Below are 8,016 nucleotides of genomic sequence, written 5' to 3' on the forward strand. Positions count from 1 at the left end.
CCCCGTATGACGCGGCGGGCGGGTGGAGGAAAGCCCGCAGGGTGGCCGCATGGATGCGGCCAGTTTTTCGACAGGACAGGGATGTCCTGTCGAAAAACCCCGCAACCCGCCCGCGCACCTGCAGGGCCAAAGGCCCGGAAGGCGCGCCATCCGGGGGGCCCTTTCTTTTGGTTACTTTTCTTTGGGCAAGCAAAGAAAAGTGACCCGGCYTCCGGCAGGAGGTCGGAAGCCCGCGGCAGGCGAGCCAGGTCGCCGTATCGCTAAAACCAAAAACCGAGGCTCTGGATGACCAGCCAATCGGCTGTTAAAGAGCGCCTCGGTCCTGCGCCGGGATGACGAGCTCAGAGAGGGAGCGAGACCGAAGAGCTCAAGAGCAAGGAGCAAGGAGCAAGGAGCAAGAAGCAAGAAGCAAGAAGCAAGAAGCAAGAAGCAAGAAGCAAGGAGCAAGGAGCAAGGAGCACGAAGCAAGAAGCAAGAAGCAAGAAGCAAGAAGCAAGAAGCAAGAGCCTAGAAGCATCACGCCTCCAAAAAAAATCCCCTCAGGACTTCTTCCTGCGCGCCACCTGCTCCCCCAACAACGACAACTGCAACGCCTCCAGCTCCGGCAAATCGCGCTCCAGCTTCTCGATCTCCTCGCGAAACGCCTGCACGTCCTCAAACTTCCGATACACCGAAGCGAAGCGCACATACGCCACTTGATCGAGCTTCTTCAGCTCACGCATCACCAACTCCCCCACCTGCCGCGAAGGCACTTCACGTTCGCCGCAGCGGCGCAGGTCGTTGATGATTTCGCGCACGGCGGTGTCCACCGAATCGGTGGGCACCGGACGCTTCTGCAGGGCGCGTTCAAAGCTCACGCGCAGCTTGTGTTCGTCGAACGGTTCACGGCGCTCGCCGCTCTTCACGATGGAAGGCAGCTTGAGCTCGGCGGTTTCGAAGGTATTGAAGCGTTCACTGCACTTGGGACACTCGCGTCGACGGCGCACGGTGGCACCGTCTTCGGCGAGGCGCGAGTCGATCACGCGAGTGTCTTCGTGCTGGCAGTAAGGGCAATGCATAGGTTCATCGATTCCTGGAAGGGAGGGAGAAACGAGAAAAGGCGCCCCTGCTCACTTCTCGTTTCTTATCGGCCCTCATCCTTCGTGACGGCTCAGCCGTAGACAGGGAACTTGTGGCACTGCGCCGTGACCTTGTCGCGCACCTTGGCGATGACGGCGTCATCGTTGGGGGCGTCAAGCACGTCGCAAATCCACTGCGTGAGTTCGACCACGTCCGCTTCCAGATAACCGCGGGTGGTGACGGCCGGCGTGCCCACGCGCAGGCCCGAGGTGACGAACGGCTTGCGGGGATCGTTCGGCACGGCGTTCTTGTTGACGGTGATGTGCGCCTTGCCCAGCGCTTCTTCCGCGTCCTTGCCGGTCACGTCGCGACCAATCAGATCGACCAGCATCAGATGGTTCTCGGTGCCGCCGGAAACGATCTTGTAGCCGCGCTCGATGAAGGTCTTGGCCATCGCCTTGGCGTTCTTGACCACCTGGGTCTGGTAGGCCTTGAATTCCGGCTCCAGCGCTTCCTTGAAAGCCACCGCCTTGGCGGCGATCACGTGCATCAGCGGACCGCCCTGGATGCCCGGGAACACGATCGACTGCAGCTTCTTCTCGATCTCTTCGCCGGCGTCCTTGGCCACGATGATGCCGCCGCGCGGACCGCGCAGCGTCTTGTGCGTGGTGGAGGTGACCACGTGCGCATGCGGCAGCGGGTTCGGATAGACGCCCGCGGCGATCAGACCGGCGACGTGCGCCATGTCCACGAACAGATACGCACCCACCTTGTCGGCGATCGCGCGGAAGCGTGGCCAGTCCATCACCTGCGAGTAGGCGCTGAAACCGGCCACGATCATCTTGGGCTTGTGCTCGACGGCGAGGCGCTCGACTTCGTCGTAATCGACCAGGCCCTGCTCGTTCACGCCGTACTGCACGGCGTGGAACAGCTTGCCCGAGACGTTGACCTTGGCGCCGTGGGTGAGATGGCCACCGTGTGCGAGCGACATGCCGAGAATGGTGTCGCCCGGATTGAGCAGCGCGAGGTACACGGCCTGGTTGGCCTGCGAACCCGAATGCGGCTGCACATTGGCGTAGTTGGCGCCGAACAGCTGCTTGAGGCGATCGATGGCGAGGCGTTCGGCCACGTCCACGAATTCGCAGCCGCCGTAGTAGCGCTTGCCCGGGTAACCCTCGGCGTACTTGTTGGTGAGCACGCTACCCTGGGCTTCCATCACGCGGGGGCTGGCGTAGTTCTCCGAAGCGATCAGCTCGACGTGGTCCTCCTGACGGCGGGCTTCGTCGGCCATAGCCTGGGCCAGTTCGTTGTCGTAACCGGCGATCGTCTCGTGCTTCGGGAACATCCTGACCTCGTGGGGGTGGCAAGCAGGGCTAGAACGCGAAATTGTAGCCGTGATGTGCTATTGCGGCCACCTTGGGGTCACTTGCGCCTCGGTTGCGTACATCGTACCGTACGCCGCACGCAACTCAGCCTACGGACCTCGCCATGCCGATCCAGCCGTCCCGCGCCTCGGTACGCCCGCTGCGCAAGCTCGCCGCGTTTGCCCTGATCTTTCTGCTCCTGCCCCTGGCCGCCCTGGCGTCCGACGTCACCGGCGTGGGCATCAGCGCCATCCAGATCCCCGACCCGATCAGCGGAAAGCCGACCGAGGGCTATGTGTTCTATCCCTCGTCGCAGCCGACGCACGGCATCACGGCGATCGGCCCCTACGACGTCGCGGCCACGCCTGACGCGCCCGCCATCCCTGGCGCCAAGCCGCTGGTGATCCTTTCCCACGGCAACGGCGGCAGCAACCTGGGCCATCGCGATCTGGCCACCTACCTCGCCAGCCACGGCTTCGTGGTCGCCACGCTCAATCATTTGGGCGACTACTTTCGCGATACCAGCCAGGTCGGCCATATCGAAGTGCTGGCCGGTCGGCCGGTGCAGGTGAAGTCCGCCATCTCCACCCTGCTCAATGACCCGCGCTGGAAGCCCCTGATCGATCCCAACCGGATCGGCGTAGCGGGCTTCTCGGCGGGTGGCTACACGGCCTTGATGCTGGCCGGGGCAAAGCCGCGTTTCGTGCGATTCGTCGGCTTCTGCCAGCGCTATCCGCACGACCAGGATGTCTGCGGCCACGCCGCGGAGTTCAAGGCTGCCGCCGCCAAGCAGGGCAAGACCATGGAGCAGGTGCTCGAGGACATGCAGGGCCAGCTGGGCAAGTACGGCGACACGGCCGATCCGCGGGTGAAAGCGGCTTTTGCGATGGCCCCGATGAGCCTGATCTTCGACGCGCACAGCTTCGATCAGGTGCATGTCCCGGTTTTTCTCTACTACGGCCAGAACGACAAGGTGCTGCCGCCGGAAGCCAACGCCAAACACATCCAGCCGCTGATCAAGACGCTGGCGGGAGTGAAGGAAGTACCGCACGCCGACCACTGGGTGTTCCTGCCGCCCTGCTCCGCTGAATTGGCCAAGGAGATCGCCCCGATGTGCAGCGATCCGGCCGGCGTGGACCGCGCCAAGGTGCATGAGCAGGTCAATGCCGATGCGCTGGCGTTTTTCCGCAAGACGCTTCAGGTCGAGGAGTGACGCGTGCCCAAGGCGCTGAGCGAGCAGGAAACCGAAGCCTTCCGCGCACGCCTGTGCGAGGCGGCGGCGAAGATCTACGTGGAAGAAGGCCCGGCCGCCGTCACCATGCGGCGACTGGCCGGCGACCTGGGCGTGGGCACGATGACGCCCTACCGCTATTTCCATAACAAGGAAGAAATCATCACGGCGGTGCGCACCCGCGGCCTCAACCGTTTCTCCGAAGCCCTGGAACGCGCGCTGGCATCGCCCGGCGACGGCCGCACCCGCAGCCGCGCCGTGCGTGATGCCTATATCGCCTTTGCCCGCGAGAACACCGCCACCTACCGGCTGATGTTCGAGTACCCGGAGACACGGCAGGACGATCCCGCCTATCGCCAGGCGCACGAGCGCATGTGGGGCACCATTGCCGCGCATGTGGACGTAATGATCGCCGAAGGCACCATCGCAGCCGACGCCGACGCCCCCATCATCGGCCACCAGATCTGGGCCTCCCTGCATGGCGCAGTCATGCTGGAAATCGCCGGCATGCTGCCCCCGGGCTACGACGCCGCCTCACTGCATACGCGTACTGTCAGCGCGATCTTCGACGCCGCCCGGCCGGTGCGCTGACTTCTGTGGGAGCGCACCCTGTGCGCGACATCCGACGGAGCGCTGCCCACGCGTTCGTCGGGCCACGGCGGACACCAGCACATAGCTGATCACCATCAGCAGCAGCCATGCGCCAAGTTTGTCGAGCGGCACCATCTCCCAACCATGGCGCTGCGCCGGATAACGCCACGCCGATGCGAATGTCCCCAGGTTTTCCGCGAACCAGATAAACAGCGCCACCAGCACGAAGCCGAAAAGCAGGGGCATCCTGCGATACGCGCGGCGCACGCGGAACAAAATCCAGGTGCGGCCGAACAAGACTGCCAACACCGCAAACAGCAGCCAGCGGACGTCAGGCAGGAAATGATGCGTGAAGAAATTCACGTAGATCGCCAGCGCGAGCCACGCCGTGGCCGCGAACGGGGGATGGCGGATGAAGCGGAACTCGAACAGCCGCCACGCGCGGGCGATATAGCTACCCACGGCGCCATACATGAATCCCGTAAACAAGGGCACGCCGCCGATGCGCAGCAGCGAAGCTTCGGGATAGACCCACGAGCCCATGGCGGTCTTGAACACCTCCATGGCGGTGCCGACCAGATGGAAACAGAGGATCACCCTGGCCTCGTCCCGCGTCTCCAGTCCCATGGCGATCAGCAGCACCTGCAGGGCCAGCGCCGCCAGCACAAGGAAGTCGTAGCGGGCCAGCGGCGCATCGACGGGATACCAGGCCCATGTCGCCAACAACAGGGCCAGCATGCATCCGCCGAACAGGCATGCCCTGGCCTGCTTGACGCCGAAGCAGACCAGTTCGTGCACGACCACGGCCCAGGGCCCCCGCACCCGGACCCAACGGGCGGCTTCCTCGTCCAGTGAGGTGGCGACGCGCAGCAAGTGCTGTGGTGCCCGCGTGGCTGTCCTGTCCATAGGCCTGATCCGGGAAAACCCCAGCATGGCCAAGGCCTGGGCGACGACCGGGGCGGGATCGGGCAAGACGCGGGCAGAACGGTCGCGGGGGTCGGGCAGCAGTCACCGGAGCGACCCCACAAGCCGCTATAATGAGTGGTTTACACCCACTCTGATCGCACTGCCTGCCCCTCTCGGCCGGCTGGGTGCACGTCGCCGGAGGTTCCATGCAATACATCTACACCATGAACGGGGTCAGCAAGATCGTTCCCCCGAAGCGCCAGATCATCAAGGACATCTCGCTCAGCTTCTTCCCCGGCGCCAAGATCGGCCTGCTGGGCCTGAACGGCGCGGGCAAGTCGACGGTGCTGAAGATCATGGCCGGCGTGGACACGGACTTCCAGGGCGAAGCCCGCCCGCAGCCGGGTATCAAGGTCGGCTATCTGGCGCAGGAGCCGCAGCTTGATCCCGAGAAGACGGTGCGCGAAGCGGTCGAGGAAGGCGTGTCGGTGATCCTCGATGCGCAGAAGCGCCTCGACGAGGTCTATGCCGCCTATGCCGAAGAAGGCGCGGATTTCGACAAGCTGGCCAAAGAACAGCAGGAGCTGGAAAACATCCTGGCCGTGAACGATGCGCACGCCCTGGAGCGCCAGCTCGAAGTGGCCGCCGACGCGCTGCGCCTGCCGCCGTGGGATGCCAAGATCGGGCCGCTGTCCGGTGGTGAAAAGCGCCGCGTGGCGCTGTGCCGCCTGCTGCTGTCCAAGCCGGACATGCTGCTGCTCGACGAGCCCACCAACCACTTGGACGCCGAGTCGGTGGATTGGCTGGAGCAGTTCCTGCAGAACTATCCGGGCACCGTCGTGGCGGTCACCCATGATCGCTACTTCCTCGAGCACGCCGCCGAGTGGATTCTCGAACTCGACCGCGGCCGCGGTATTCCGTGGAAGGGCAACTACACCGACTGGCTGGAACAGAAGAGCGAGCGTCTGGCCCGCGAAGAAGCCGCCGAAAAGGGGCGCCAGAAGGCTCTCGCACGCGAGCTGGAGTGGGTGCGCTCGGCCGCCAAGGGCCGTCAGTCCAAGGGCAAGGCACGTATCAACCGTTTCGAAGAACTGAACTCGGTCGAGTACCAGAAGCGCAACGAAACCAACGAGCTCTACATCCCGCCGGGCGAGCGCCTGGGCCAGGAAGTGATCGAGTTCAAGAACGTGTCCAAGTCCTTCGGCGATCGCCTGCTGATCGACGACCTGTCGATGAAGATTCCGCCKGGCGCCATCGTCGGCRTSATCGGCCCGAACGGCGCCGGCAAGTCGACCCTGTTCAAGCTGATCACCGGCCAGGAAAAGCCGGACCAGGGCGAAGTGAAGCTCGGCCACACCGTGCAGCTGGCCTATGTGGACCAGTCGCGCGACAGCCTCGATCCGAACAAGAACGTGTGGCAGGAAGTCTCCGACGGCGCCGACATCATCACCATCGGTCGCTACGAGCTGCAGTCGCGCGCCTATATCGGCCGCTTCAACTTCAAGGGCWCSGACCAGCAGAAGATGGTGGGCAGCCTGTCCGGCGGTGAGCGCGGCCGCCTGCACCTCGCCAAGACGCTGATGCAGGGCGGCAACGTGCTGCTGCTCGACGAACCGTCGAACGATCTGGACGTCGAAACGCTGCGCGCACTGGAAGACGCGATGCTGGAATTCCCGGGCTGCGCGATGGTGATCTCGCATGACCGCTGGTTCCTCGATCGCATCGCCACGCACATCATCGCGTTCGAAGGTGATTCGCACGTGGAGTTCTTCCCGGGCAACTACAACGAGTACGAAGCCGACAAGAAGCGCCGCCTCGGCGACGAGGCCGCCGGCCCGCATCGTGTGAAGTACAAGAAGCTGGCGTAAGCGAGCTCCTGCTCCCTCTCCCCTCCGGGGAGAGGGCTGGGGTGAGGGGCCACGGCTGGCCCCGATCCTCAAAAGAACAAGATTTCAAATCAGCGACAACGCAAGATTGTCCCCTCACCCCAACCCTCTCCCGGAGGGGAGAGGGAGTGAAAGGCAGCGACGAGGAGAACCCGATGCACTTCATGCAATCCCTGCAACAGGCATGGGCTGCCCATGACTCCCTCGTCTGCGTCGGCCTCGATCCCGAGCCCGCGAAATTTCCCGCGCACCTCAAGGGTCGCCCGGACGCGGTGTTCGAATTCTGCCGCGACATCGTTGATGCCACCGCGGACCTGGTCTGCACGTACAAGCCGCAGATCGCGCACTTTGCCGCACTGCGTGCCGAAGACGCGCTGGAACGCCTGATCGCGCACATCCACGACAAGCATCCCGGCGTGCCGGTGATCCTCGATGCCAAGCGCGGCGACATCGGCAGCACCGCTCAGCACTATGCCGCCGAGGCGTTCGATCGCTACCGCGCCGATGCCGTGACGCTCAACCCCTATATGGGGCGCGATTCCGCCCAGCCGTTCCTCGAACGTGCCGACAAGGGCGTGATCCTGCTGTGCCGCACATCCAATCCCGGCGGCGCGGATTTCCAGGCGCTCGACTGCGGCGGTCAGCCGCTCTATCTGCGCGTGGCTGAAACCATTGCACGCGACTGGAACGCCAACGGCAACTGCGCGCTGGTCACCGGCGCCACCTGGCCGGAAGAACTGGGCAAGGTGCGTAGCATCGTGGGCGACATGCCGCTGTTGGTGCCGGGTATCGGTGCGCAAGGCGGTGATGTGGAAGCCGTGCTCAAGCATGGCCGCAGCGCCGACGGCACCGGGCTGATGATCAGCTCCTCGCGTGCAATTCTCTACGCGGGCAATGACGAGGATTTCGCGCAGGCTGCGCGTGCTGCTGCGCTGGATTTGCGCGACACCATCAATCGTTTCCGCTGATCGTCGCCCCA

The 8,016-nt window shown here is 64.2% G+C and carries 7 protein-coding genes; 4 read left to right on the forward strand and 3 right to left on the reverse strand.

The features are described from left to right. Window positions 1-539: 539 nt before the first annotated feature. Both nrdR and glyA read right to left on the reverse strand, forming a co-directional pair. The gene (gene nrdR / locus AC1DMG_RS17605) at window positions 540-1,058 is read right to left on the reverse strand and encodes a transcriptional regulator NrdR (protein WP_441605626.1); all 519 of its coding nucleotides are present in this window, start codon (window positions 1,056-1,058) and stop codon (window positions 540-542) included. 92 nt (window positions 1,059-1,150) lie between these two features. Further along, on the reverse strand, window positions 1,151-2,404 hold the full coding sequence (glyA, locus tag AC1DMG_RS17610; protein ID WP_477177904.1) for a serine hydroxymethyltransferase: 1,254 nt from the start codon (window positions 2,402-2,404) through the stop codon (window positions 1,151-1,153). A gap of 143 nt (window positions 2,405-2,547) precedes the next feature. On the opposite strand from glyA, the gene AC1DMG_RS17615 reads away from it, so the two are divergent. Together AC1DMG_RS17615 and AC1DMG_RS17620 are read left to right on the forward strand one after the other, a co-directional pair. Continuing rightward, complete coding sequence (locus AC1DMG_RS17615; RefSeq protein ID WP_477177903.1) at window positions 2,548-3,636, forward strand: alpha/beta hydrolase family protein; 1,089 nt, start codon at window positions 2,548-2,550, stop codon at window positions 3,634-3,636. Between the two features lie 3 nt (window positions 3,637-3,639). Next, window positions 3,640-4,245, forward strand: coding sequence for a TetR/AcrR family transcriptional regulator (locus tag AC1DMG_RS17620; protein WP_441605629.1), 606 nt, complete (start codon window positions 3,640-3,642; stop codon window positions 4,243-4,245). Here the strand turns inward: AC1DMG_RS17620 and AC1DMG_RS17625 are convergent. Continuing rightward, on the reverse strand, window positions 4,189-5,178 hold the full coding sequence (locus tag AC1DMG_RS17625) for a DUF817 domain-containing protein (RefSeq protein WP_477178071.1): 990 nt from the start codon (window positions 5,176-5,178) through the stop codon (window positions 4,189-4,191). The genes AC1DMG_RS17620 and AC1DMG_RS17625 overlap by 57 nt on opposite strands. Before the next feature lie 179 nt (window positions 5,179-5,357). Between AC1DMG_RS17625 and ettA the strand changes: the two genes are divergently transcribed. Both ettA and pyrF read left to right on the forward strand, forming a co-directional pair. Then, window positions 5,358-7,019: an energy-dependent translational throttle protein EttA gene (gene ettA / locus AC1DMG_RS17630; RefSeq protein WP_477180843.1), complete on the forward strand. Its 1,662-nt coding sequence runs from the start codon at window positions 5,358-5,360 to the stop codon at window positions 7,017-7,019. Between the two features lie 173 nt (window positions 7,020-7,192). Further along, window positions 7,193-8,005 carry an orotidine-5'-phosphate decarboxylase gene (pyrF, locus tag AC1DMG_RS17635; RefSeq protein WP_477178070.1) on the forward strand — a complete coding sequence of 271 codons (813 nt, stop codon included), beginning with the start codon at window positions 7,193-7,195 and terminating at the stop codon, window positions 8,003-8,005. Window positions 8,006-8,016 lie beyond the last annotated feature (11 nt).

It is taken from the genome of Dyella sp. 01N36 (genome assembly GCF_056399745.1).

Excerpts from the sequence above, each read along its gene's own strand:
- nrdR (WP_441605626.1), bottom strand. The coding sequence starts at position 1,058 with ATGCATTGCCCTTACTGCCAGCACGAAGACACTCGCGTGATCGACTCG.
- pyrF (WP_477178070.1), top strand. The coding sequence starts at position 7,193 with ATGCACTTCATGCAATCCCTGCAACAGGCATGGGCTGCCCATGACTCC.
- AC1DMG_RS17615 (WP_477177903.1), top strand. The coding sequence starts at position 2,548 with ATGCCGATCCAGCCGTCCCGCGCCTCGGTACGCCCGCTGCGCAAGCTC.
- AC1DMG_RS17625 (WP_477178071.1), bottom strand. The coding sequence starts at position 5,178 with ATGCTGGGGTTTTCCCGGATCAGGCCTATGGACAGGACAGCCACGCGG.
- glyA (WP_477177904.1), bottom strand. The coding sequence starts at position 2,404 with ATGTTCCCGAAGCACGAGACGATCGCCGGTTACGACAACGAACTGGCC.